24 protein-coding genes, 3 tRNA genes and 1 other RNA gene are annotated in these 23,298 nt (G+C 65.6%); 13 read left to right on the top strand and 15 right to left on the bottom strand.

The features are described 5' to 3' along the window. Window positions 1-18 precede the first annotated feature (18 nt). Entirely contained in the window at window positions 19-624 is a 606-nt protein-coding gene (gene ssb, locus RCH21_RS02690; RefSeq protein ID WP_326963087.1) for a single-stranded DNA-binding protein, read from the bottom strand. Window positions 625-834: 210 nt separating this feature from the next. On the opposite strand from ssb, the gene RCH21_RS02685 reads away from it, so the two are divergent. Continuing rightward, on the top strand, window positions 835-1,278 hold the full coding sequence (locus RCH21_RS02685) for a DUF6098 family protein (RefSeq protein ID WP_326963086.1): 444 nt from the start codon (window positions 835-837) through the stop codon (window positions 1,276-1,278). Between the two features lie 58 nt (window positions 1,279-1,336). Here RCH21_RS02685 and RCH21_RS02680 read toward each other — a convergent pair. The 3 genes from RCH21_RS02680 to mptB form a co-directional block, all read right to left on the bottom strand. After that, window positions 1,337-1,409, bottom strand: a tRNA-Arg gene (locus RCH21_RS02680). Between the two features lie 75 nt (window positions 1,410-1,484). Next, complete coding sequence (locus tag RCH21_RS02675; RefSeq protein ID WP_120147788.1) at window positions 1,485-1,904, bottom strand: DUF3224 domain-containing protein; 420 nt, start codon at window positions 1,902-1,904, stop codon at window positions 1,485-1,487. 82 nt (window positions 1,905-1,986) lie between these two features. Continuing rightward, a complete protein-coding gene (gene mptB, locus RCH21_RS02670; RefSeq protein ID WP_326963085.1) occupies window positions 1,987-3,534 on the bottom strand; it encodes a polyprenol phosphomannose-dependent alpha 1,6 mannosyltransferase MptB in 1,548 nt (515 codons plus the stop codon). A 286-nt stretch (window positions 3,535-3,820) separates the two neighbouring features. On the opposite strand from mptB, the gene orn reads away from it, so the two are divergent. From orn to def, 4 genes are all read left to right on the top strand, one after another. Beyond that, window positions 3,821-4,423: an oligoribonuclease gene (gene orn, locus RCH21_RS02665; RefSeq protein WP_120147789.1), complete on the top strand. Its 603-nt coding sequence runs from the start codon at window positions 3,821-3,823 to the stop codon at window positions 4,421-4,423. Window positions 4,424-4,548: 125 nt separating this feature from the next. Then, window positions 4,549-4,621, top strand: a tRNA-His gene (locus RCH21_RS02660). Between the two features lie 155 nt (window positions 4,622-4,776). Next, the gene (locus RCH21_RS02655; RefSeq protein ID WP_326963084.1) at window positions 4,777-5,949 is read left to right on the top strand and encodes an acyl-CoA dehydrogenase family protein; all 1,173 of its coding nucleotides are present in this window, start codon (window positions 4,777-4,779) and stop codon (window positions 5,947-5,949) included. A gap of 5 nt (window positions 5,950-5,954) precedes the next feature. Further along, complete coding sequence (gene def / locus RCH21_RS02650; RefSeq protein WP_326963083.1) at window positions 5,955-6,527, top strand: peptide deformylase; 573 nt, start codon at window positions 5,955-5,957, stop codon at window positions 6,525-6,527. A 62-nt stretch (window positions 6,528-6,589) separates the two neighbouring features. Here def and RCH21_RS02645 read toward each other — a convergent pair whose 3' ends face one another. Beyond that, window positions 6,590-7,885: an MFS transporter gene (locus RCH21_RS02645; protein WP_326963082.1), complete on the bottom strand. Its 1,296-nt coding sequence runs from the start codon at window positions 7,883-7,885 to the stop codon at window positions 6,590-6,592. 1,026 nt (window positions 7,886-8,911) lie between these two features. On the opposite strand from RCH21_RS02645, the gene RCH21_RS02640 reads away from it, so the two are divergent. Beyond that, window positions 8,912-9,247, top strand: a complete 336-nt coding sequence (locus RCH21_RS02640) for a hypothetical protein (protein WP_326963081.1) — start codon at window positions 8,912-8,914, stop codon at window positions 9,245-9,247. 103 nt (window positions 9,248-9,350) lie between these two features. Here RCH21_RS02640 and RCH21_RS02635 read toward each other — a convergent pair whose 3' ends face one another. Both RCH21_RS02635 and RCH21_RS02630 read right to left on the bottom strand, forming a co-directional pair. Further along, window positions 9,351-9,488 carry a hypothetical protein gene (locus tag RCH21_RS02635; protein WP_326963080.1) on the bottom strand — a complete coding sequence of 46 codons (138 nt, stop codon included), beginning with the start codon at window positions 9,486-9,488 and terminating at the stop codon, window positions 9,351-9,353. Between the two features lie 354 nt (window positions 9,489-9,842). After that, a complete protein-coding gene (locus RCH21_RS02630; RefSeq protein WP_326963079.1) occupies window positions 9,843-10,130 on the bottom strand; it encodes a hypothetical protein in 288 nt (95 codons plus the stop codon). Window positions 10,131-10,382: 252 nt separating this feature from the next. On the opposite strand from RCH21_RS02630, the gene RCH21_RS02625 reads away from it, so the two are divergent. Further along, on the top strand, window positions 10,383-10,853 hold the full coding sequence (locus RCH21_RS02625) for a hypothetical protein (RefSeq protein ID WP_326963078.1): 471 nt from the start codon (window positions 10,383-10,385) through the stop codon (window positions 10,851-10,853). A 374-nt stretch (window positions 10,854-11,227) separates the two neighbouring features. Here RCH21_RS02625 and rnpB read toward each other — a convergent pair. After that, window positions 11,228-11,624: RNase P RNA component class A (gene rnpB, locus RCH21_RS02620), an RNA gene on the bottom strand. Window positions 11,625-11,737: 113 nt separating this feature from the next. Between rnpB and RCH21_RS02615 the strand changes: the two genes are divergently transcribed. Beyond that, complete coding sequence (locus RCH21_RS02615; protein WP_326963077.1) at window positions 11,738-12,499, top strand: YaaA family protein; 762 nt, start codon at window positions 11,738-11,740, stop codon at window positions 12,497-12,499. Between the two features lie 62 nt (window positions 12,500-12,561). Here the strand turns inward: RCH21_RS02615 and RCH21_RS02610 are convergent, their stop codons facing one another. The 3 genes from RCH21_RS02610 to RCH21_RS02600 all read right to left on the bottom strand — a co-directional run bounded on the left by RCH21_RS02610 (window position 12,562) and on the right by RCH21_RS02600 (window position 15,307). Next, entirely contained in the window at window positions 12,562-13,491 is a 930-nt protein-coding gene (locus RCH21_RS02610; RefSeq protein ID WP_326963076.1) for a reverse transcriptase-like protein, read from the bottom strand. Then, window positions 13,488-14,237, bottom strand: coding sequence for a zinc ribbon domain-containing protein (locus RCH21_RS02605; protein ID WP_326963075.1), 750 nt, complete (start codon window positions 14,235-14,237; stop codon window positions 13,488-13,490). The genes RCH21_RS02610 and RCH21_RS02605 overlap by 4 nt, the downstream gene beginning before the upstream one ends. A 146-nt stretch (window positions 14,238-14,383) precedes the next feature. Continuing rightward, on the bottom strand, window positions 14,384-15,307 hold the full coding sequence (locus RCH21_RS02600) for a Nif3-like dinuclear metal center hexameric protein (RefSeq protein ID WP_326963074.1): 924 nt from the start codon (window positions 15,305-15,307) through the stop codon (window positions 14,384-14,386). A gap of 106 nt (window positions 15,308-15,413) precedes the next feature. On the opposite strand from RCH21_RS02600, the gene msrA reads away from it, so the two are divergent. The 3 genes from msrA (at window position 15,414) to epsC (ending at window position 17,642) form a co-directional block, all read left to right on the top strand. Further along, window positions 15,414-15,938, top strand: coding sequence for a peptide-methionine (S)-S-oxide reductase MsrA (gene msrA, locus RCH21_RS02595; RefSeq protein ID WP_326963073.1), 525 nt, complete (start codon window positions 15,414-15,416; stop codon window positions 15,936-15,938). A 117-nt stretch (window positions 15,939-16,055) separates the two neighbouring features. Next, window positions 16,056-16,991, top strand: a complete 936-nt coding sequence (cysK, locus tag RCH21_RS02590) for a cysteine synthase A (protein ID WP_120147800.1) — start codon at window positions 16,056-16,058, stop codon at window positions 16,989-16,991. A gap of 63 nt (window positions 16,992-17,054) precedes the next feature. Next, complete coding sequence (gene epsC, locus RCH21_RS02585; RefSeq protein ID WP_326963072.1) at window positions 17,055-17,642, top strand: serine O-acetyltransferase EpsC; 588 nt, start codon at window positions 17,055-17,057, stop codon at window positions 17,640-17,642. Window positions 17,643-17,700: 58 nt separating this feature from the next. Here epsC and gndA read toward each other — a convergent pair whose 3' ends face one another. Beyond that, window positions 17,701-19,140, bottom strand: a complete 1,440-nt coding sequence (gene gndA / locus RCH21_RS02580) for an NADP-dependent phosphogluconate dehydrogenase (protein WP_326963071.1) — start codon at window positions 19,138-19,140, stop codon at window positions 17,701-17,703. A gap of 231 nt (window positions 19,141-19,371) precedes the next feature. Here gndA and rlmN point away from each other — a divergent pair, with 231 nt between their 5' ends. After that, a complete protein-coding gene (gene rlmN, locus RCH21_RS02575; protein ID WP_326963070.1) occupies window positions 19,372-20,598 on the top strand; it encodes a 23S rRNA (adenine(2503)-C(2))-methyltransferase RlmN in 1,227 nt (408 codons plus the stop codon). A gap of 110 nt (window positions 20,599-20,708) precedes the next feature. After that, window positions 20,709-20,781, top strand: a tRNA-Val gene (locus RCH21_RS02570). 75 nt (window positions 20,782-20,856) lie between these two features. On the opposite strand, the gene RCH21_RS02565 is transcribed toward RCH21_RS02570, so the two are convergent. The 3 genes from RCH21_RS02565 to RCH21_RS02555 all read right to left on the bottom strand — a co-directional run bounded on the left by RCH21_RS02565 (window position 20,857) and on the right by RCH21_RS02555 (window position 23,296). Next, on the bottom strand, window positions 20,857-21,723 hold the full coding sequence (locus RCH21_RS02565; protein ID WP_326963069.1) for a hypothetical protein: 867 nt from the start codon (window positions 21,721-21,723) through the stop codon (window positions 20,857-20,859). 115 nt (window positions 21,724-21,838) lie between these two features. Continuing rightward, window positions 21,839-22,708: an NAD-dependent protein deacetylase gene (locus RCH21_RS02560; protein ID WP_442784658.1), complete on the bottom strand. Its 870-nt coding sequence runs from the start codon at window positions 22,706-22,708 to the stop codon at window positions 21,839-21,841. Window positions 22,709-22,831: 123 nt separating this feature from the next. After that, on the bottom strand, window positions 22,832-23,296 hold the full coding sequence (locus RCH21_RS02555; protein ID WP_326963067.1) for a redoxin domain-containing protein: 465 nt from the start codon (window positions 23,294-23,296) through the stop codon (window positions 22,832-22,834). Window positions 23,297-23,298: the final 2 nt, after the last annotated feature.

The raw sequence follows: 23,298 nt of genomic DNA, 5'->3' as shown, positions 1-23,298 counted from the left end.
GGCGTCGTGCATGCTCGACTAGAACGGGACGGACGCTGTGTCCACGAGGTCCTGCCGCCTGGCCGCCTCGTGTCCCTCGGATGATGGTCCCGTCCCGCCCTCCGCATCACCTATTGCTCCTTCATCCGCGTCGACGATCGACCCGTCGATCTCACCCGTTGCGGGGTCGACGCCGCCGGGAAGCCCATCGGGACCGCTGTCCTGAGTGGCCGGATCGACGAGTTGATCATCGGCGTGCGCTACGGAGGGTGCCTCTGCCCGATCCGTGGCCGTCCGCCTGAAGTTCGCCGTACCCCACATGAGGTCGTGACCCGCCGTGTCGGCGTCGATCTCCACCGACGTTCCCGTACGGCCGTCCGCATTGATCCACGGCCGGACCTTGAGGCGGCCGGTGACGATCACGCGGTCGCCCTTCTTGATGCTCACTCCGGCATTGGTGGCCAGCTGCCGGAACATCGAGACGGAGTACCAGTTGGTGTGCCCGTCCACCCACGCGTTGGCCTCCCTGTCGAAGCGACGTTCCGTGGAGCACATGCGGAACCCTGTGATCGGTAGTCCGCTCTGCGCGAGTGTCACGCGCACCTCTGTTGCGACGTAGCCCCGCACGGTGATGATGTCAGTCATGATGTGTCCTTCCGTTGGTCTGGAGGACGGTGTGGCACCGGCCCGGGTCCAGTCTCGGCTCCCGGTCGGGGACCACGTCCGTGCGTGGGTCCTATGTTGATAACCCGCCAGGGCGGGATCCTTGGTACGCCAACCCTGCGAAGTTCGGAAGCACTTCTTCCCGGAATTCACGGCTTGAGCCTGATCCGGCTGTCTTCCTAGCGTGGAGACATGGATACCGCATCGCGCCCCCGGACCACGGACACCGGGGCAAGGGTCATCGGGAGCCTCGACGAGCTGGGGGAGATCGTGCAGGGCGACGAGCCCGTGTACCTTCGCTACTCCTGCGGGTTCGCGGCGGATAGGGATTCGACGAGCAAGGACGGCGAGAGCGGCCTGACCCTGCCGGGGCTCTCTGTCAATCCCCTCACTCCCGAGCAGTGGTGGACACGACCGATGCAGGACTGGCTCGCCCGACAAATCTGCCAGTACCGGCATCTGGCGGAGGAAGAGGACCGTTTCCCCTGGATCCTCACGGGCACGTGCGTGGGCCGGGGGCCCGACTGCGAGCCGCTGCTCACCGACGTGACGCCTCTCGGCCGCCTGCACGACCGGCTGCTGCACGAAGCGGAAATGGTGTACGACGAGAGGTTCGATACGGGGAACCAGCCCTAGGCGTCCACTCCTGAATCGGAAAAGGACCGGACGCATCGGCGTCCGGTCCTTTTCACTGTGCCCCCGGCAGGATTCGAACCTGCGACCAGAGGATTAGAAGGCCCCTGCTCTATCCCCTGAGCTACGGAGGCAGTGACCCCAGTTTACTATGGCCCGCTCCACCGACCGGGGTCGGTACATCCTGTGGCTCCCCCGCGGCAGGGCGGTTACTCCTCAATCGCGGGGAAGGTGACTCTCAACTCGAGCCGGTGCTGACCATCCGGATCCTGTGAATAGACGGCTTTGCCGGAGATACCGGAAAGACCTTCGGTGCCCGACCCGGGGATGATGTGCCCGGAGCTCGCTGCGTCCGCACCCTCGGCAACGCCCCAGTGCTGCACAGTCATCGCCCCCGTGCGCTCGCCGATCCTGCCCACGAACTGTTCGGACGCCACGTAGCCTGCACCGATGTCGTTACCTGCCATCAGCAGTTCCGCCGTGCTCGTCCCGCTGATCTCGCCCTCGAAGACCTTCGCGGCCCGGACCCTTGAGAGCTCACCGGTGCTGCCCGGCTCCACGTACGGTTCCGCAACCCAATCGGTAATCTCGTACTCGCCGCTGTACGTCGTCGTTCCTATATCGATCATCCCCTCAGTATCGCCGTTACGCGCCGGTCCTGCATGTCGGGACCTGTCCGGGGAAGGGCTCGACGCCGGTACCGGTCAACTACTAGTGCAGCTGACCCGGAGCCAGGGGGCTGTAGCGCCGACGGAAAAGCACCTTCGTGCTGGGGTCGATGAAAACGAGGTAGAGCGCGAAGCCGAGGGCGACGAGGGCTGCGACCTGACGCGCCACCGCCAAACTGAGATCGAAGTAGGGGAAGATGTCCAGCTGGTCGGAGATCGCGTAGACCATGAAGAAAGCCACCGTGATGTACATGAACTTCACCTGCCAGTCGTCCCGGATACCGGTGACGGCGAACAGCGGGATGAGCCAGACGACGTACCAGGACTGGATCATGGGAGCCAACAGGACGATAGCCGCGAACGCAAAGGCCAGGCGTCGGACGAGGCGACTGTGATCGCCCCTGAAGACCTGGACCGCGATGATCACGAGGGAGGCCACGCGGGCGAGGGTATGGAAGGCGTTGGCGAGGTCCCAGCCGCTCAGCCCGAGGGCATTGCCGAGGGTTGCGATGACGAGACCGATGAAGCCGATCGGGGCGTACCAGATCCAGACGCTGCCAGGGGTGCTGAGCGCTCCCACCCAGCCGAACCCGAAGGTGTTCACGAGCCCCATGAGCCAAAGGATGCCCAGGCACAGGCCGGCCGTCATGAACCAGTAGAGGAACTTCCGCGGCCACGACGCTCCCTTGCCGGCCCACATCAGCCCGACGAACGGCAGGAAGATCAACGTGATCGGTTTGACGCCTACCGACAGTGTGATCAGCAGGATGCCGAGCAGGGGCCGCTTGGTCGCCGAGAAATACAGGCCGGCCAGCGCCAGACCGATCATCAGGGAGTCGTTATGGATGGCAGCGACGAAGTTGATGAGGAACAGCGGGTTCGCGGCCGTCAGCCACAGTGCGCGGTTCGCGTTGATCGAGTGGAGTTCCGCCAGCTTCGGAATGAAGTAGACGCACAGCGCGACGCCGATGAGCGCCACAACCCTGAACAGGATGATGGAGGTATCCGGGTTGCCGCCCGTGATCCTCACGATGCCCTCCTCGATCCACAGGAAGACGGGGCCGTAGGGTGTCGCGCTCTGCGCCCAGAGATCATCGGCGCCGATCTGCAGATAGTTGGAGATCTGCGAGTAGCCGTCCACATACGGATTGAGCCCCGCGACCATGACCTGGCCCTGGGCAATGTAGGCGAAGACATCCCGGCTGAACAGGGGCAGGCATGCGGCCAGCGGCACCGTCCAGGCGATGATCGCCTTCATGATGTACGGCCGCGTCTCGTCCGACCAGCCATTCAATCGTTGACCCAGCCGCAGCCACGCGCGGATCAGGAGCATCCCGCCCACGGCCAGGAGCAGGACGGACAGCACTGCGCCCGCGGGTTCGAAACGAAGCCAGATGATGATGGGATTGCGCCTGAGGTCCGCCGACGCGAGGGACAACCAGCCGACCCCGAGGGAGCCCATCCACATCATCAGGGAACCGATGAAGCCCTGCACGATCGCGACGTTCGGACGATGCAGGCCCGGCTGCGTCTCGACCTGTGTGAGCGGGAGCTGGGCGGGCATCTGGGAGATCCAATCGTCGGCAGGCATGAGTCGGCGTCGAACGCCCATGTCCTCAGGCCGCCGACCGATCAAGGCCTGACGACGGGCACACTGCGGTATGCAATGCCCTTGCCGGAAGCAGCAGGGTTACCCAGATCTCCCCGCAGCCCTGAGCGAACTGTTCGAATATTAGCATCGGCGTCGTCCCTCGCCCCATAGGCAGTACAGGAGCCCGCGCGGCGACAGACAGACGGGGAGCGTGCACGACGGCGCGGATTCACGGCCCGCGTGATGGGCGATCAGGCGCGTCGGTGCTGGACTGTAGATTGGTCGGATGCCGATATCGAGTGAACACATCGTCTGGATCGATTGCGAGATGACGGGGCTGGACCTCGCCCACGACGCCCTGATCGAAGTGGCCGTCCTCGTGACCGACGCCGAGCTCAACATCCTAGGCGATGGGGTCGATCTCGTGATCAAGCCGACGCCCGAGGCGCTGGCACAGATGGGTGACTTCGTGCGGACCATGCACACGACGTCCGGGCTCCTCGAGGAACTCGACGGCGGCATCACCATGGAGGACGCGGAGCAGCAGGTCCTCGATTACATCCGCAAGCACGTGCCGGAGCCCCGCAAGGCGCAGCTCGCCGGCAACTCGGTCGGCACGGACCGGAACTTCCTCCTTCGCGACATGCCCCTCGTGGTCGATCACCTGCACTACCGCATCATCGACGTCTCGACCATCAAGGAACTCGCGCGCCGCTGGTATACCCGCGCCTACTTCCAGTCGCCACCGAAGACGGGCGGTCACAGGGCGCTCGGGGACATCGAGGACTCGATCAGGGAACTCCGCTATTACCGGGCCGCTGTCTTCGTGCCCGCGCCCGGACCGGACTCCGCCACCAGCAAGGCCATCGCTCGTACCATCACGTCCTGACCTTCTGGACTGCGGCCGACCTGGCCTGTCCTGAGCACGATGAATTGTGTGTAAACTTGTATCCGCTGCCTTCCCCGGACAGCCTGACGGGAAGTCTTTCCGCAGGCTACCGATGAAGTCGCATGGTGGGTATAGCTCAGTTGGCAGAGCGCCTGGTTGTGGTCCAGGAGGTCGCGGGTTCAACCCCCGTTACTCACCCTCAGTCGTCGGGATCGTTCCCGACCATGGATGCCGTCCCGGAGATCGTCCGGGACGGCATCCGTATTTCCGGCCCCAGCACGCCCGTGCCCGGGGTGGCACGCCGTCAAGGTTTGCGCCGCCACCGGTCCGACAGCAACGAAGGACTCCGCACCATGGAACGCACAGTGTTCGATGAGGATCACGAGCTCTTCCGCGACGTCGCCCGTGAATTCAACGACCGCGCCGTGGCGCCTCACTACGCGGAGTGGGACCGGCAACACATGATGGACCGGTCCGTATGGACAGCCGCAGGCGAGCAGGGTCTCCTCGGTCTGGCTGTGCCCGAGGAATTCGGTGGTGCGGGCATGCCCGACTACCGCTTCCGCTCGGTCCTCGACGAGGAATTCGCGCGCAGCAACCACCTGGCCGTAGGTCTGGCCTTCCACCTGCACGACGACCTCGTTCTGCCCCACCTTCTCGCGTACGGTTCCGAGGACCTCAAGGAGCGGTGGCTGCCCGGCATGGTCTCCGGGGAGATCGTGACGTCGTGTGCCTGGACGGAGCCGGGTGCCGGCAGCGATCTGCGCGGTATCAGGACCAAGGCGGTCCGCGACGGTGATGACTGGCTCATCAGCGGGCAGAAGGTCTTCATCGGCAACGGGATCAGCGGTGACGCATCCCTCGTTCTCGCCAGGACCGATGGCAGCACCGGGCGCGGTTCCAGCGATTCCTTCTCCCTCTTCATGGTGAGCAGAGGCGAGGGCTACACCCCTGGCCGCCAGCTCGACAAGATGGGACTTCGCGCCTCGGACACGGCGGAGTTGTTCTTCGACAACGTCCGGGTGCCGGGATCCGACCTCGTGGGCGAGGTTAGCCAGGGCCTGCGCTACAGCCTGGAGCAGATACCCCAGGGTCGGCTCGGGATCGCCGTCGCGTCCGCGGCCCTCGCCCGAGCCACCTATGAGCAGACCCTCCGGTATGTCACCGAGCGCAGTGCCTTCGGGGAAAGGGTGCTCGATTTCCAGAACACCCGTCACGTCCTCGCGGACATCCTGACCGAGGTGGAGGTGACGGAGACCTTCGTCGATCAGTCGGTGCTCGCCTTCAATGCCGGCGCCCTGACCCCCACTGCCGCGGCACAGGCCAAGCTGTGGGCGAGCGAGCGGGCGAAGTCGATCACCGACCGCTGCCTCCAGCTCCACGGCGGGTACGGCTACATTCTCGAATACCCGGTTTCGCAGGCGTTCCTGGCCGCGCGGCTGCTGACGATCTTCGGCGGAACCAGCGAGATCATGCGCGAGTCCATAGGCCGCTCCATCGCAGGCCGATCCCCGCAGAACAGGTAGATGCCATGACTGTCCATCCCATCACCATCATGGGGGAACCGGTCCTGCACCGGCGAGCCCGCCCCGTCGAGGCTTTCGATGATGAGTTGCGGGCCCTGATCGCCGACCTGTTCGAGACGATGGACACCGCGAACGGCGTGGGCCTCGCGGCTCCGCAGATCGGCGTGGGACTGCGCATCTTCGTGTACGGCATGGAGAACGACGACGACGTCCCGCCGCGCGGCGTCCTCGTCAACCCGACGCTGGTCACCTCCAAGGTGCCGGGGTCGGACCCGGACCCGGAGGAGGAGGCGGAGGGCTGCCTCTCCGTACCGGGCGAAGCCTTTCCGCTCAAGCGTGCCGAGTGGACGCGCGTGACGGGCTTCGACGGCGACGGGTCCCCTGTCGAGTTCGAGGCCACCGGATGGTTCGCCCGATGCATGCAGCACGAGTACGACCATCTTGACGGCAGGCTCTATGTGGACCGGCTCAACGCCAAGTACACGCGTAGAGCCAGGAAAGCCATGAAGAACAATGGCTGGGGCATCCCTGGGTTGACGTGGCTGCCGGGCGTCGATCCGGACCCCTTCGGGCACTGATCGCGCAGGTAGGGCCGGCAGACCTCCGGTCCAGGTTGTTCGAGGACGGGCCCGGGGAAGTCCTACAACGAGCCTTTCGGTGCTTCCTCGCGCGGGACGGGCGCGGGTGCCTCGGCGAGGTCCTCGAGGCGCGTGACACCACGCAGCGGACCCAGCAGGGCCACGAGCGGCGCCGTACACGCGATGACGACACCGACGAGGATCGCCTGACGGATGCCGACGGTTTCCGCGAGCACACCGGCAATCAGGCTGGCGAGGGCCAGCATCCCCCAACTCACGGTGCGGGATGCCGCTCCCAGCCGCCCCATCATGCCGGGAGGACAGACGCGCTGGCGAAAACTCGAGCCCACCACGATGTTCCATGAGACGCTCGCGCCCATCACGAACATACCCGCAACCCCCCACAGCATCCCCCAACCGGGTGATAGGACCAGCAGCGAGCCGTAGCCCAGGACGCCCGGCACCATGGACCAGCGCCACAATGGCCCGGACCCGAAGCGTTCGCCCATCCAGTTCGCGGTGACGCCGCCTACCGCTCCCCCGAGTGAGGCTGCCGCAAGCAGGAGTCCGAGCCACACTTCGGATTCTCCCAGCGTCCTCAGCACCAGCAGGACGATGAGGGAGGCGGCGATGTTGCCGCCGAGGTTCCAGAGGGCGGCGTTGAAGAGCAGGGCGCGGAGGGGCGCGGTGCTGAACGTGTAGCGGAGGCCATCGGCCATCTCACGGACGATCGGCCGCTTGGTCGGCGGCTGGACGACTTCTTTGACGTCGAGGCGCTGTACTGCGAAGAGCGACACGATCGATGCTGCGAGCTGGACCAGGAGGGTATTGGAGGCACCCGCAAAACTCGTGAGCCACCCGGCCATTGCTCTCCCGGCGGCGTCGGCAGCGGCACCGGACCCCGTGATGAGACCGTTGCCCTCCATGAGTTCATCCGGTGTCACCGCCTGCTGCACCAGGGCGGCGTCGGCCAGTTGGAAGAACACGGAGGCCACCCCGGCGATGAATGCCACAACGAACAGCAGCGGCGTAGTGAGGAAGCCGAGCCAGTATCCAAGGGGCAGGACACCGAGGACGACCACGCGAACGGCGAGCGCGGCCATCATGACGGGCTTGCGTGGAAGGCGGTCCACCCAGACGCCGATCAGTAGCCCGAGGATCAGCCACGGGAGAAAGGTCATACCGGCGAGGGCGGCGACCTCGAAATTACTGGCCTGCAATTCTACAGCGGCGATGATCGGCAGCGCCACGGCTGCGACGGCGTTTCCCAGGACGCCCGAGGTGCTCGACACCAGGAGAGCGCGAAAGTTCCGATTGCGCGCGAAAAGACGTTGCTCTTTGATGCCCCCAGCGCTCATCCGATCACCCTAACCGAGGCCGGGTAGGGTGAACGGACGCTTCTGGCCAATCGTAGGTAGCTCATCCGCCACCCTTGACGTATGGAGTGCCTGCGCCGATCATGGTTCGTTTCAGCAATGATCTGGTGATCCCTTCTGAAAGTTCCCGGTTTCTCCCTCGGCTTAGCGGTACCTGTTTCGATTGCCCGAACCTTAGGAGGAGTGGACCATGGATATGGGAGAGCTTCCCGCGATCGTTCCCCCCAGCATGATTGTGGTCGATGCTCTCCCGAGGCGGCTATAGACGCCGGGCGGTCCCCCTACCTTCTGAGACCGGGTACGGGGGACCGTTTCACGCCCGGGGCGTGTTCGATCCGCCCATGGGATGTAGGGAGGTGAACGGGCCAGCCCCGAATGCCCCAGCAGTAGGCCGACCCGTTCCTACCGTCGCGCTTGCGTACGAGACCCGCGGCGGTGTTCCAAGATTAGGCCGACGACTGCTCCGGAACAACGTCTGACGCGCCGGGAGAGCCGTGGGTTGTCGCCGGGCCGAGAGCGCGGCCGGCTCTCGCCGCGGTGCCGCCGAGAGGGTCGGTAGTGGTATGGGTCGACCGATATGCCGGGTATCTACCCCGTCTGCTTCTCACCTGCGGTAATGCCAGCTCGGGTGGGACTGGGGCGAGAACCGCCGAACAGAGGGTGATGACTCCATCGGTCGGCGGGGCCGCCCGGGTGTCGCCATCGTGCCACAGACGGCTGTACGTGGAGAGCGTCTCGTTGGCGTCCTTGCGCCCCAGCCGGTGCGCGACAGCCACCGGTGACATGCCCCCGGCGATCAGCACTGGCCTGCGCCTCGTTTTTCCTTAGCGGAGAGCCAGCGTACTGCTTCGATGATCCCCCCTGCGAGTGATCCTGCCTTGCATGAATTCGGCTCAGTGCAGTGATTCCCCGTTCTCTTCGGAGTGCGGGGCACTTTCGTCACTGCGTGTCAGCCGACACGGAGCGACAGGATCTCGTCGCCGCCAGCCACGAACGTAAGGTAGTCCGATGACCATCGAACTCCCTACCGAGCGAGCACCCCTCGATGCGAGGGTAATCCCAGCTCTCGACGCGTTCACTGGCGCCTCCGACGCAAACACGCTCGACCGCATAACCGCAGCCATCACCGCCGCGGATGCCATCGACGCCCAGCACGGCATTCACCGGGTGAAGGTGGACGACGAGACGGTTGAGCGCATCGCCTTCACGCTCGGCAGGATCTACAGCCGTGGGGACGAGTTCGACGTCCGCGATTACATGAGGACGGCGCGGAAGGTCCTCGACGCCCTGACTGGCCGGCCCGCCGCGCCCAGCTGGGGCGACCAGGTCGGTGAGGTGCACTGACGCTGCTCGCGGTGACTGCAGGAGTTCTCGCTGACCTCAGGACCGGCGTCGTGCAGTAGAGCCCCGACCCTTCATCAGGTAGAGCTCTACTGCCTCGTGCGAGCTAGCGGAGCATGAGTGCCAGCACCACCAAGATGCAGGCTCCACCAAGCACGAGGAACGCCAGGCCCTGATGCTCGAGCCTTTGATTCGGATCCGTTCGCTGGAGATAGTCGTCGACATAGTTCCTAAGGGCATCCATTTTCGAAGTGTAGCGATTGTCGTGTCGTGGGTGGCCGCTCCGGTGGCGGGGATGGAACGCGAACCCCGCCCAGACCGGCACGGCATCCCACCTTCCAGGACAAGTTCCTTCCACCCATCGGCCTCCCCGAACCCACAGAGGGTGTCACGGCGACGGAGCGAAACTCCTCGCCCAGCTGGTGTGATTTGGTCTATTCTGACGGCCACTCGCAGACGGTAAAGGGCATTGCAATGGACTGGACGAACAGCATGGTCCTCTGCGAGTGGGTCGAATACTCGATGCCCGTGAGGTTTGGGTGAACAGGAACGTCGTCCGGCGCCGGCAGGTGGAAGTAAAGAGGCCGAACCGCGACGGCTAGTCGCTCTTCGATCTGAACGCCGAAACCAATTTCTGAACAAGAACGACCAGCAGCAGCGCAGCCCCGCCGAAGAACAATGCGGCGAGCCATAGATCCGGGGCCTCACCGCTGCCATTCGCGCCCCAACCAAGACGCCATGCTGCGAGTGTGCAGGCAATCATGGAAGCACCGACGATGAAGCAGATCGCCGCCCATTTCGGCCGTCCTATATCCATTCGCCCAGAGTAGATCAGGGCTGGGCTGCGGATGTCACGGCGTTGCACCATACCCAGTCCGCTCTCCATGCATCGATGTGGGGCTCAAGGAACCAGATCAAGCGGCCGTAATGCTCGGCATACCGCTTGTTCTGACCCAGAACCGGAAGCGTATGTGCCAGCAGTGACATCCTAGAAACGTGAGCTGACACGGCGCGACTGAGCACCCATCAGTGACTCGCGTCTAGCATTACGGTGACTCTCAGTACATGAGACCAACCTTGGGGGAACCATGTTCGACACTTCTGCTGTGCCTACAGATGCCACAGGCGGCACGCCGTCATGAACGTTTCCCTCCTCTCGGACTCATGCACCACCGGATGGATGAATTGGGGCCACGGCGAACTGTGGCTCACTCCAGATCACCTCGTCAGAATCGGTCGTCGCGGACTCACGCTGCGTTCCGCTGCACTCGGCGGAGCAATGGGTGGGGCCATGGTGGCAGGGGGCATCCTCGCTCCGAAAGCCGTCGAAGCAGCTGACAGGAAATTCGGTGAGAATCGGCTCAAGCCAGGCGCCTCGATGGACGTCGATGCGGATCAATGGGAGCGACAGATCGCGGCTCATCCGCAGCGCACTCTCATGCTGCCCCTCAAGCACATCGCGAACGTAGATCTACGGCTGGGACTCAGCACATCGCGGCTGAATGTTGCGATGACAGACGGTAAGCGACACAAACTCCTCTGGATGTTCAACGAGCACGCTGCTCCTTTGCTCGCCGGCAAATTCGGGCCGCAGCTCGGCCAGCCCTGAGCGACCTCGGCCGGGAGCACTGACGACCATCCTGAAAGTGCTCCTGTCCTCACCTGAAGTCCCACGAGGATTCGTCACCCTGACCACCAGCCCCGCTTCATGACCCTGACTGATGTCGCTGAGGAGTTGGCGCTCTCCCAGTCGCAGATATACGTCCTCGCGACGTCAGGCGACCTGCCAGCCGGCGGACCTCCCCACGGGGTACGTCCGGGGACATCGACAGCTCGGGCCGTGCGGATTACGGAGAGGATCAGGGTGAGATCTGGGTGATCCACTTCCCACCGCTACCGGTCAATTCCGCCCATCAGCAGACGGGGAAGTTGCCAGCGTTTCCGGGAGAAACGCCGTAATCAGCGTCCTACTAGGCCGGTCGAGGGATGGGTCGACCGATACGCCGGGTTCTGTCATCGCACGCCGTTGCCGTCGCGCGAGTGGCGGCCATCCATCTACGAACGCCGTTGCCGACGCCCTCCAGCGGCCTACCCGTGCACTCGGGCGGGCAGCCCTCGATCGCGCACTGTCTGGCCTTGCTCCGGGTGGGGTTTACCGAGCCGTGCCGGTCACCCGGCACGCTGGTGGTCTCTTACACCGCCTTTTCACCCTTACTCCCCTGCATGCCGAAGCCTGCGAAGGAGCGGTCTCTTTTCTGTGGCACTGGCCTGCGGGTTACCCCGAGTGGGCGTTACCCACCACCCTGCCCTGCGGAGCCCGGACGTTCCTCGGTGGAGCGGGTGCTCGCGCACCGTCCAACGCGGCCGCCTGGTCGACCCATCCGTCGTCCATTCTAGGCGGTGTTCTGTCCTGTCCGGCCCCATGGGTGGAGGACGCTTTGCCTCCGGGCGATGTCGCGCGGGACTGTCGACGGAGTTGGATACAGTTGATTGGTGCTGATCCTGCTCCCTCCCTCAGAAGGCAAGTCCGCCGCCCGCAAGGGCGAGCCGTTCATCCTGCAGGAACTGCACTTTCCCGTTCTGAATGAGGCAAGGAGGAGCGTGCTCGACGCGCTGAGGACCGCGAGCGGGACAGCTGACGCCCACGCTCTCCTCGGGGTCGGTGCGTCGCTCTCCGAGGACGTACGGCGGAACCTGGTCCTCGATGAGGCACCAGCCGCCCCCGCCCACGACGTGTACTCCGGAGTCCTTCACGACGCCCTCGGTTACGCACGCATGACCCCGGTGCAGAAGAAGAAGGCGAGGGAGCAGTGCGTCGTCGTGTCAGGCCTGTGGGGGGCCCTCGGTTTCGGTGACCGTATTCCGGCCTACCGCCTGTCGATGTCGGTCGATCTTCCCGGCATGGGCCGCCTCGCCGCCTACTGGAGGAAGCACCTCTCGGCTCCGCTGCTCGAGCACGCCGGGTCAAAGCTGGTCGTCGACTGCCGCTCCAGTACATACACCGCAGCCTGGGCTCCGCCGCCGCAGCAGACCGCCGCTGTCAATGTGTTCCAGTTCCGCGGTGGAAAGCGGACTGTCGTCTCGCATTTCGCCAAGCACACGCGGGGCGAACTGGCCCGGCACCTCCTCACCCGGCGCGGGTCGGCACCCTCGACTCCTGCTGCCCTGCTTCGCGCAACGCATGAGAAATGGGCCGCGGAGCTGGAGCCTGCAACGAGCAGGAAGCCCGCCCAGCTCAATATCCTGCTCGACTGACCACCGACCGAGGCCGACTGACGACCGACTGAGGCCGCTTGACGGCCGCGGAACACGGACTGTCAGTCGGCGACCAGTTCCACCTCGAACCCCTCTTCATTCTCCAGGTAGGCGGCGTAGTGGTCGGGGCCTCCGGCGAAGGGATGGCGATCCGGGAACAGCACCGACCAGCCGTGGCTTGCAGCGCGGCGTGTCAGCAGATCGACGTCGGCACGGGAACCGGCGCTGAAGGCGAGGTGGTTGACACCGGGGCGACGACGATCGTGGGCACTGTCGGCGACATCGGGGCCGCTTTCCAGAACTACGTAGAATTGGTCCGAGCCGAAGCTGGTCCCGGTGTCCCAGGCTTCCCTGCGGGGAAAGCCCAAACGCTCGAGCAACCAGCCGAGGCTTGCGTCAGCCCGCTTCAGGTCCTTCGTCCACACCTCGACGTGGTGGAGCCTGCCTGCGGGACGGGGCGCGTCGGGGGGCGCCACAGATTCCTGCTGCGGCTCGGCGGCACGTCGCGGCTTCCATTCCACCCCCGCCATGCCTGCATCCATCCCCTCGTTCGACAGGCGGTCGGCATCCTTGTTGCGCTCACGCGGTATCCATTCGTAGGTCACGCGCCGCGGATCGAGGACCTTCCGCGCCTTCGCTGCGAGGACGCGCATGTCCGCGTGCTTGATCTGCCACCGGCCGGACATCTGCTCGACGACCAGCTTGGAGTCCATCTTGACGTGTACGGACGCCGTCGGGTTGATGTCCCGCGCCAACTCCAGTCCGGACACCAGGCCCGAGTACTCCGCGACGTTGTTGGAGGCCTTGCCGATATAGGCGGCCTTCTCCATCAGGATCCGTCCTGTGTCGGGATCGCGCACGAGCGCTCCGTAGCCGGCGTGCCCGGGGTTACCTCGGGACCCGCCGTCGGCCTCGACGATGAGGCGTGGGGGCGCACCCTCCGTACTTCTGTCGTCGCGCTCATAGGGGTCGAACAACTGCTGATCCGTCACGGCTGCTGGTTCCCCCAGTCACTCGAGCGGATCAGGATGCACCCCGAGTCGGGGCACAGGACGATATCGTCCGGTGCGGCGCCCGAGATGTCGGCCAGGTCACCGGGGCTCAGCTGCATTCCGGAGCCTTCCGACTTGCCGTGGAACAACCGTGCTGCTCCGACGCCGCGCCGTGCGAGGATCCGCTCGTAGATCGCCAGAAGTGCGGTATCGAAGGTTGCGGCGAGTTCGTTGCGCTGCGCCTGCACCTTCCCGCGCTGTGCCTCGATCTCGGCGAGCTCTGAGTCGCGAGCCTCTTCGAGGGCACGCAGTTCCTCGCGCACGGCGTTGGTCCGACCCTGCACTTCGGCCCGGGCCGTTCGCGCCGATTCGACGCGCTCCATCACGTCGAGCTCCACGTCCTCGAGGTCTGAACGCCGCTTCGTGAGCGAAGCCACTTCGTGCTGCAGGGCCGTCAGGTCTTTAGAGGTACCCGTACCGCTGTTGAGTCGTTTGTCATCGCGTTCGAGCCGTGTCACGACTGCCTGCACCTCGTCCTCCGCGCGGGTCAGTTCGCGTTCGAGGTCGCCGAGTTCGGTGGTGGCTCGCACCAGCTCGCCGTCGACCTCCGCCACACGTGACGCCACGACCCCGAGCTCGGGGTTGCTGCGCGCGGCGGTCGCCCTGCGGGCAAGCTTGTTGAGGGTCGAGTCGAGGGCCTGCAGGTCCAGCAGGCGGAGTTGTTCCTCGGGTGCAGCCTTGGCCACGGTTAAACCTCCAGGATGGTCGGATGGCGCACGACGAGCGGGCGTGGGCGTCGCTCAAGCCTAGGCCACGTCAGCTGCTCGAGGGGTCAGGCGGGGCACCAGCCGAGGCGCCAGGCGGGGCAGCCGTGAGCGCGCGCGTCGGAGTGTCAGCGGCCGGGGGTGAGGACGAAGTCCCAGGGGTCGGTATTGACACCGCTCACGCGGATGTCGGTGCTGAACCCCTGATCGGAGAGGACGTTCGCCAGGGCGTCGGCCGCAGGCGTGAGCCACAGCCACTCGCTGCCGAAGTGTGACACGTCGATCAGGTACGGCGTCGCTCCCCCGGCCGCTTCCCGCACCTCCGACGCGGGATGGTGCCGCAGGTCGGCCGTCACATAGACATCCGCGCGACTCGAGCGGACTCGGTCGAACAGCGAGTCCCCCGCGCCACCGCACACGGCAATACGGCGCACCAGTGCATCCTTGTCCCCTGCGACCCGCACCCCGCCGGCCACGGCCGGCAGGATCGAGAACACGGATTCGGCGAAGACTCCGAGGGTCACGGCGGACTCGAGGTTCCCTACGCGTCCGATCCCCTCCTCGGGCAGGCCCTCCGCTGCCCGGGTCAGCGGTTCGATGTCCTGGAGACCAAGGGCATCGGCGAGCACATCGGACACGCCCCCGACCGCACTATCGCCATTCGTGTGCACCGTGACCAAAGCGCAGCCCGCCTCGATGAGGCGATGGATCGCGTCGCCCTTGAACCCGGACGCCGCGACCGTCGATACGGGCTTGAGGAGGAGGGGATGGTGCGAGACGATCATCGTCGCCCCCCAGCCCAGCGCCTCGTCCAGGACGGCGGCCGTGGGGTCGACGGTGAACAGGATCTTGTCGACACGATTGCCCGAGCGTCCGGCAACGAGGCCGACGGCATCCCAGCTCTCCGCGAGACTCTCCGGCCACAGCTCTTCAATGGCGACGAGCACATCACCGACGGTCGGCGTTGTCGTGGGCGACGGTTCGGTCGGGGCTGCCCCGCTCGTCCCGGGTACCGACGGTCCGAGGCCGGCGTCGTGCTCGTTGTGTTCCATGACACCAGTAATACCCGTCGCCCGCGCACCCCTCCAAGTCTGTGCGTTCCTCTGCAGGCTGATCCGCATCGGGAATCTTCGGTGCGCGCCGTGCATTGACCTAGTCATGAAGACTTTTGTGCTTGGAGGGGGCTGTTTCTGGTGCCTCGATGCCCTTTACCAGAAGACCGTTGGAGTAACCGAGGTCGTCTCCGGCTACACCGGCGGCCATACGAAGCACCCCGACTACGACTCCGTCTGCTCCGGCATGACGGGCCACGCGGAGGTCGTCGCTGTCAGTTTCGAGGAGACCGTCGTCCCCGAGGATGTCATCCTCGACATGTTCTTCGTCTCCCATGACCCGACGACGCTGAACCGTCAGGGGTACGACGTCGGCACGCAGTACCGCAGCGTCATGTACTACCAGGACGCGGAGCAGAAGGCGACCTTCGAGGACGCCATAGCCAAGAACCAGGAGAACTGGAAGAACCCGATCGTGACCGAGGTCAGCCGACTCCCGGAGTTCCATGTCGCTGAGGACTGGCACCAGGACTACTACGCGAAGCATCCCGAGCAGGGCTACTGCCAGGTCATCATCAACCCGAAGCTGGCCAAGGCCCGGAAATATTACTCCCAGTGGCTTGCCGCGTAGGCGCCTCGACCCCCACCCGTTAAGCTGACCGCCGTCCGTCCGGTAGCGGTTTCCTTTTCTGCTGTCCGGCGCGCGACGTCCCGCAATACTCCCGATTACTGAACAGGCAGGCCCAGCATGGCAAAGATCTACGACGACGTCACCCAGTTGGTCGGTGGCACCCCCCTCGTGCGCCTCAACCGCCTCACGGAGGGGCTCGACGCGCAGGTCGCCGTCAAGCTGGAGTTCTACAACCCCGCCAACAGCGTGAAGGATCGGATCGGCGTCGCCATCATCGACGCAGCGGAGAAGGCCGGAGCCCTCCACCCTGGTGGGACCATCGTCGAAGGGACCTCGGGCAACACCGGGATAGCCCTCGCGATGGTGGGCGCTGCCCGCGGATACAGGGTCATCCTCACCATGCCCGAGACGATGTCCACCGAGCGCCGGGTCATGCTGCGCGCCTATGGTGCGGAGATCGTCCTCACCCCGGGCTCGGAGGGCATGCGAGGCGCCGTCGATCGGGCGAAGGACATCGTCGCGACGACGGAGAACGCGATCTGGGCGCAGCAGTTCGCCAACGCCGCCAATCCCGCCATCCACCGCGCGACGACGGCCGAGGAGATCTGGGAGGACACCGACGGCGCGGTGGACATCTTCGTCGCGGGGGTGGGCACCGGCGGCACGATCACCGGCGTCGGCCAGGTCCTGAAGAAACGCAAGCCCGGCGTGCAGATCGTCGCCGTCGAGCCCGCTGATTCCCCGATACTGAACGGCGGAGCTCCCGGGCCCCACAAGATCCAGGGCCTCGGCGCGAACTTCATCCCGGAGAACCTCGACCGCGACGCATACGACGAGGTCCTCGACGCGACGGTGGAGGACTCCGTGCGCGTGGCCCGCGCCCTGGGTACACAGGAGGGCATCCTCGGCGGGATCTCGTCCGGCGCCATCGTGTGGGCGGCGCTCGAACTTGCGAAGCGTCCGGAGAACGCCGGTAAGCTCATCGTGGCCATCGTCTGCGACTTCGGCGAGCGGTACATCTCCACGGTGCTCTTCGACGACATCCGCGGCTGAACAGGGTCCGACGGGACTCCTGACCCATCAACCCAGCACGACAACCCCATGTGAAGGTAGCCGGTGAGCTTTCTAGCACGATTGCACGAGGACCTCGAGACAGCGCGTACTCATGATCCTGCTGCCCGCGGGTCCCTGGAGAACACCGTGGTGTACTCCGGACTGCATGCCATCTGGGTGCACAGGCTCACGCACCGTATGTGGCGCAACGAAAGACTGCGCTTCCCGGCGCGCGCCCTCGCCCAGCTCGCGCGGGCCCTCACCGGAGTCGAGATCCATCCGGCAGCGACGATCGGGCGACGCTTCTTCATCGACCACGGCATGGGAATCGTGATCGGCAGTACTGCCGAGATCGGCGACGACGTCATGCTCTACCAAGGCGTGACGCTCGGCGGTCGGTCACTCGAGAAGGTGAAGCGACACCCCACCATAGGTGACCGCGTCACCATCGGCGCAGGGGCGAAAGTGCTGGGCCCCATCACCATCGGGGCGGGCAGTGCGGTCGGTGCCAACGCCGTCGTCGTGAAGGACACCCCCCCTGACTCGATCGTCACGGGCATCCCCGCAACCTTCCGCCACAGGGACTCGCGCCGCGAGACCCTGCCGGCGGTCGATCCGGCGGAGTACGTGGACCCCGCCATCTATATCTGAACCCTGAACGAGGAAGCCCCCGGACAAGCGTCCGGGGGCTTCCTCGTTCAGGGTGCGATCAGTGGGTGTCGACGGCTTCGATTTCCGATTTGTCCTCGCCCCAGAGGGTGTGGAATGTGCCTTCGGTGTCTACGCGGTTGTAGGTGTGCGCTCCGAAGAGGTCGCGTAGTCCCTGGGTGAGGGCTGCCGGCAGGCGCTTGCGGCGCAGGCCGTCGTAGTAGGCCAGCGATGCCGAGAAGACGGGCACGGGGATGCCGAGCTGAACGGCCGTCGCGACCACGCGGCGCCAGGCGGGGACGGCTCCTGCGATGGCTTCGGCGAAGGCGGGGGCGAGCAGGAGGTTGGCCGGGCGGGTGTCCGCTTCGGCGTAGGCCTTCATGATGTCGTCGAGGAGTTCGGCGCGGATGATGCAGCCGGCGCGCCAGAGCGAGGCGATCTCGTCGAGCTTGAGCTCCCAGCCGTACTCCTTGGCTGCGGCGGTGAGCATGTCGATGCCCTGGGCGTAGCTGACGAGCTTCGAGGCGTACAGGGCGAGCCGGACGTCCTCGACGAAGGTCTCGGGGAGATCGACCGACCCCTCATGACCCTGCAGAATGTCCTGGGCCAGCACTCGCTGCTCGAGCTGCGATGACAGCGCACGCGCGAACACCGATTCGGCGATACCCGAGGTCGGACTGCCCAGTTCCAGCGCGGACACCACCGTCCAGCGGCCGGTGCCCTTCTGCCCGGCGGCGTCGACGACGACGTCCACGAAGGGCTTGCCCGTACGCTCGTCGGTATGTCCGAGGACCTCGGCGGTGATCTCGATGAGGAAGGAGGACAGGGTGCCCGAGTTCCAGTCCGTGAAGATCTTCGCCTGGTCCGCCGGCTCGATACCGGCTCCTGACCGCAGGAGATCGAAGGCCTCCCCGATGACCTGCATGTCCGCGTACTCGATACCGTTGTGCACCATCTTCACGAAGTGGCCGGCTCCGTCGGTGCCGATCCACCGGCAGCAGGGCTCACCGTTGTACTTGGCGGAGATCTTCTCGAGCATCGGGCCGAGGGAATCGTAGGACTCCCGCGATCCGCCGGGCATGATCGACGGGCCCAGAAGCGCTCCCTCCTCGCCGCCCGAGACGCCGACACCGACGAAGTGCAGGTCATGCCGGGAGAGCGCGGCTTCGCGCCGGCGCGTGTCCTCGTAGTGGGAGTTCCCGCCGTCGATCACGATGTCGCCGGGCTCCAGGAGCGGGGCGAGCTGGTCGATCACGGAATCCACGGGCTTGCCCGCCTTGACCATGATCAACACCCGGCGCGGCTTCTCGAGCGAGTCGACGAGCTCCTGCAGGGTCTCCGTGCGGATGAACTCGCCGTCCCCGCCGTGCTTGTGCAGCAGCGTGTCCGTCTTCTCGATGGACCTGTTATGCAGGGCCACGGTGTAACCGTTCCGGGCCAGGTTCCGGGCCAGGTTCGCCCCCATCACTGCCAGGCCTGTAACGCCGATCTGTGCGCTCAATGTGTTCTCCGTCGTTTGTCAGCTGCATGCATGACGCTGCATGTACCGGTGCTCGGGCGCGTTCCTGCGCGGGCCGACCGGTCGCTTTCACACTATTACCGTCTGAACACCCGCCGCCACACCGGTGGGTGTGAACGGCGTTTTGTGTCTCCGGGCCCAGCAGGAGGGACGTGTCCGACCCGACAGGTTCCCGACTGGGACGCTGGCGCGATCCATGAAAGAATGGTAAGGATGTCCGACGTTACCCTTACCCCTGCTCCCCCCGCCCCGTCTTCCGCGCGCCCGCAGGTGCGTCCGGAGGTCGAGGGCGCACAGCCGATCGTCTCGAGCGATGGCCGGCCCCTGCTGCAGTTCAAATCCCCCCGCGTCAGTCAGCCGCCGGTCCACCTCGCCGATCTCACGCTTGCGGAGCGGCAGGATCGCCTGAAGGAACTTGGACACCAGGGCTTCCGTGCCAAGCAGCTGTCCAAGCACTATTTCTCGCACTACACCACGGATCCGGCCGCCATGAGCGACCTCCCGAAGGCCGGCCGCGAGGAACTGGTCAGTGCCATGTTCCCGCCGCTGCTCACCGAGGTGAAGCGCCTGACGACGGACAACGGCGACACCATCAAGTTCCTGTGGCGGCTCTTCGACGGTGCCCTCGTCGAGTCCGTCCTCATGCGCTATCCCGGCCGCGTCACACTGTGCGTGTCCTCGCAAGCCGGCTGCGGCATGAATTGTCCCTTTTGCGCCACCGGGCAGGCGGGCCTCACCCGGAACATGTCGACCGCGGAGATCGTCGATCAGGTCGTAGCGGCCAACCGCGCCCTGGCCGAGAACGCACTGGGCGGGTTGCGTACCGACGGCGGGCACGACGCCGACCGCGTCACCAACATCGTCTTCATGGGCATGGGCGAGCCCCTGGCGAACTACAAGCGCGTCATGGGTGCCCTGCACCGCTTCATCGATGAGTCCCCCGAGGGCCTCGGCATGTCGGCGCGGAACATCACGGTCTCCACCGTGGGCCTGGTGCCGGCCATCAACAAGCTGGCTGCGGAGTCCCTGCCGGTCACCTTCGCGCTGTCCCTCCACGCACCCGACGACGAGCTGCGCGACGAACTCATCCCGGTCAACACCCGGTGGAAGGTGGACGAGGCCCTCGATGCCGCCTACAACTACTACCGGACCACCGGCCGCCGCGTCAGCATCGAATATGCCCTGATCAAGGACATGAACGACCACGCCTGGCGTGCGGATCTGCTCGCGAAGAAGCTGAACCAGCGTGGACGCGGGTGGGTGCACGTCAATCCGATCCCCCTCAACCCGACGCCCGGCTCCATCTGGACCGCGTCCGAGAAGAGTGTCTCGACGGAGTTCATCAACCGCCTGCGTGCAGCCGGCATTCCGACCACGCTGCGCGACACCCGCGGCAAGGAGATCGACGGCGCTTGCGGCCAGCTCGCCGCCGGCGAATAGCGGTACGCAGCTCTTCCCCGATTGGCGCGATCGCTCGCCGAGCCGGTATAGTCGACCCTCGTGATGATGCCCGATCCGCCGAACACGGCGAGGGTGCAGCACATGCGTCAGGGTCTTTAGCTCAGCTGGTAGAGCGCCACGTTTACACCGTGGATGTCATCGGTTCGATCCCGGTAGGACCCACAGATTGATCAGGTAGAAGAAGGGAGCTCCGCGGCTGCGGGGCTCCCTTCTTCGTTGCGCTGATCCGTGGTCAGGTCAGTTCCCTGCCGGCCGCACTTCCTGCGCTTCGACCCCGGCGGCGTCGGTGCCCGTGCCCGGTTCCTCGAAGATCGGCTCGAGGAGCTCCGGGGGGATACCCGGAGGAGTGGGTTCATGGAAGGGGATCGACTGCGGGGGAAGGCAGGTGTAGGGATCCGACGGTTCCGTCCACCAGGCCCCCGCCTCTGTGATGGGGCACTGAGGGTAGGACGGCTCGGGCAGCGTCTCCGGCGGTAGGTCGCCGCCCATTCCGCTGCCGACTCCCCCGCCACCCTGGCCACCCGTTTGTGGGGCATCCGCACCCGATCCGGCTGCTGCGGGACCGACGTCGGCCGGAAGCGGCTGATCGATGACAGGGGCTGGTGTGACAGTGACCACGCCAACCGACGGGTCGATCGTCGACGGGCTGGTTCCAGGGAGGTCGACAGGAAGGTCGATCGTAGGCTCGAGCGGAGGGATGACCAAGGGGTCGATCGCGGAAGAACCGGGGGTAGCCGCATCGGCAACAGCTGCAGCACTGGTCGCCCAGGCAGTTTGGCCCGATGTCGATGCCGATTCCGGCACGGCGGCAACAGGGCTCTGCAGGCCGGCGGGCACCGCGCCGGCAACCACCAGGCCGGGAGTGCCCGGGCCGGCAGAATGGCGGCTGGGCGTGTCCGGAGTCGGCAATACCTCCTGGGGTGCGACCGATGCGGTAGCGCTGCCGGCTTCCTCACCCGGGGTGCTGACTGGCAGGACATCGCGCTGGACAGATCCGAAGGCCCAGGTGTGACCCGGCCCCTGGAAGTCGCAGGCAAGGGGCGCGACGACGACGGCCGCTACGGCACTGAGAGTTACGGCGAGAGACTTGATCGAAGAACGCATTTTCCACCCCGGCTTAGAGACCTATGGGATGACCATAGGGCGAACCGGCGGGAGCTGAACCAGTAACCCCTACTCACATCCGGGAGGGACTACTTGCACGGGCGGGAAACGACACCTAGTCCTGTGTCAGGTCAGGCAGGCGCTCGGCGAGGTAGGACAGGGCCTCGGAGACCCCGACTTCGACCTTCAGCGAGGCGAACTCGTCACCGCGTGTCCAGCCGCGGTTGACGATGACCACCGGCTTACCCGCTTTGTAGGCGTGGCGGACGAACCTCAAGCCGCTCATCACCGACAGGGAGGAGCCCGCAACGAGGAGGCCACCAGCCGCATCCACCATGGCGTAGGCATCGGCGACGCGGTCCTTCGGTACGTTCTCACCGAAGTAGACGAAGTCGGGCTTGAGCATGCCCCCGCAGACGGGGCACGGCGCCACGATGAAACCAGCCGTGTCGTCGACCTCGGCATCGGCATCGGGTGCGACGTCACCGGCGTCGGATTCACGCTCGAGATAGCCCGGATTCAGGTCCTCCAGGATTTCGGCGATACGGGCTCGCGGAAACGCGGAGGAACACTGGAGACACACCACCAGGTCGAAGGTGCCGTGAAGGTCGATGACGTTCGTGCTTCCTGCCGAGGAGTGCAGCTTGTCGACATTCTGCGTGATCAGGCCGGACAGCAGTCCGCGCTGCTCCAACTGCGCCACGGCTTCGTGTCCCATGTTCGGGTCGGCCCGGCGGAGGTGCCGCCACCCTACGTGGTTACGCGCCCAGTAACGGCGCCGCAGGGCTTCGTCGCCCACGAACTGCTGGTAGGTCATGGGGCTGCGCGGCACCGATTGCGGACCGCGGTAGTCGGGGATCCCGGAGTCGGTGCTCAGTCCCGCTCCAGTGAGGACGGCCAACCGTAGGCCGCTGAGGAGGGCGACAGCCTGATCCAGCAGTCTCCGCTCCTGCGGGTCGAGCAGCTTGAGCTCCCTGGTCGGCATGCCGCTGACGAAGCCGGTCAGACCGAGCCTCGGATGGGACTCCGGTCCGGGCTGGTCCTCACGCGCGCCCGAACCGTCACCCGCTTGGATCATCGGAAGGTCCGCTCCGGGATCATTGCAGGGTCACAGCGCCGCTTCGACCGCAGACAGTGCTCGGGAGTAATCGGCGATGGGGCGTCCCTGTCCGTGCTCGGAGGACACGACGGCTCGGACTGTACCGGCACCATCCAGGACATAGCTCACGCGTTCGGCATAACCCTTGGTCTCGTCGAAGGCAGCGAAGGTTCGGGTGACCGAGCCGTGCGGCCAGAAGTCGGCCAGGAGGTCGAAGGAGATATCGTTCGCGTCCGCGAAGGCACGCAGCGTGTACTTGTGGTCGACGGAAATCGCCGCGAGGGTGACGCCGGCGGCGTCGAACAGATCGAGGTTGTCCCGCAGTTGCCCCAGCTCGTCGGTGCACACGCGTGAGAACGCGAACGGGAAGAACACCAGGACGGAACCGCCGACGAGGGACGAGCTCTCGACCGTCTCCCCGAACTGGTTCGCGAGGGTGAAGGTCGGCGCGACAGACCCTATCTCCAACGGCACGG

Origin of the sequence: Arthrobacter sp. PL16 (genome assembly GCF_035985055.1) — a bacterium.
Lineage (GTDB): Bacteria > Actinomycetota > Actinomycetes > Actinomycetales > Micrococcaceae > Arthrobacter_D > Arthrobacter_D cheniae.
This window is presented reverse-complemented; position numbering and strand designations above follow the sequence as displayed.

Excerpts from the sequence above, each read along its gene's own strand:
- ssb (WP_326963087.1), bottom strand. The coding sequence starts at position 624 with ATGACTGACATCATCACCGTGCGGGGCTACGTCGCAACAGAGGTGCGC.
- RCH21_RS02685 (WP_326963086.1), top strand. The coding sequence starts at position 835 with ATGGATACCGCATCGCGCCCCCGGACCACGGACACCGGGGCAAGGGTC.
- RCH21_RS02675 (WP_120147788.1), bottom strand. The coding sequence starts at position 1,904 with ATGATCGATATAGGAACGACGACGTACAGCGGCGAGTACGAGATTACC.
- mptB (WP_326963085.1), bottom strand. The coding sequence starts at position 3,534 with ATGCCTGCCGACGATTGGATCTCCCAGATGCCCGCCCAGCTCCCGCTC.
- orn (WP_120147789.1), top strand. The coding sequence starts at position 3,821 with ATGCCGATATCGAGTGAACACATCGTCTGGATCGATTGCGAGATGACG.
- RCH21_RS02655 (WP_326963084.1), top strand. The coding sequence starts at position 4,777 with ATGGAACGCACAGTGTTCGATGAGGATCACGAGCTCTTCCGCGACGTC.
- def (WP_326963083.1), top strand. The coding sequence starts at position 5,955 with ATGACTGTCCATCCCATCACCATCATGGGGGAACCGGTCCTGCACCGG.
- RCH21_RS02645 (WP_326963082.1), bottom strand. The coding sequence starts at position 7,885 with ATGAGCGCTGGGGGCATCAAAGAGCAACGTCTTTTCGCGCGCAATCGG.
- RCH21_RS02640 (WP_326963081.1), top strand. The coding sequence starts at position 8,912 with ATGACCATCGAACTCCCTACCGAGCGAGCACCCCTCGATGCGAGGGTA.
- RCH21_RS02635 (WP_326963080.1), bottom strand. The coding sequence starts at position 9,488 with ATGGATGCCCTTAGGAACTATGTCGACGACTATCTCCAGCGAACGGAT.
- RCH21_RS02630 (WP_326963079.1), bottom strand. The coding sequence starts at position 10,130 with ATGGAGAGCGGACTGGGTATGGTGCAACGCCGTGACATCCGCAGCCCA.
- RCH21_RS02625 (WP_326963078.1), top strand. The coding sequence starts at position 10,383 with ATGAACGTTTCCCTCCTCTCGGACTCATGCACCACCGGATGGATGAAT.
- RCH21_RS02600 (WP_326963074.1), bottom strand. The coding sequence starts at position 15,307 with ATGGAACACAACGAGCACGACGCCGGCCTCGGACCGTCGGTACCCGGG.
- msrA (WP_326963073.1), top strand. The coding sequence starts at position 15,414 with ATGAAGACTTTTGTGCTTGGAGGGGGCTGTTTCTGGTGCCTCGATGCC.
- cysK (WP_120147800.1), top strand. The coding sequence starts at position 16,056 with ATGGCAAAGATCTACGACGACGTCACCCAGTTGGTCGGTGGCACCCCC.
- rlmN (WP_326963070.1), top strand. The coding sequence starts at position 19,372 with ATGTCCGACGTTACCCTTACCCCTGCTCCCCCCGCCCCGTCTTCCGCG.
- RCH21_RS02565 (WP_326963069.1), bottom strand. The coding sequence starts at position 21,723 with ATGCGTTCTTCGATCAAGTCTCTCGCCGTAACTCTCAGTGCCGTAGCG.
- RCH21_RS02560 (WP_442784658.1), bottom strand. The coding sequence starts at position 22,708 with ATGCCGACCAGGGAGCTCAAGCTGCTCGACCCGCAGGAGCGGAGACTG.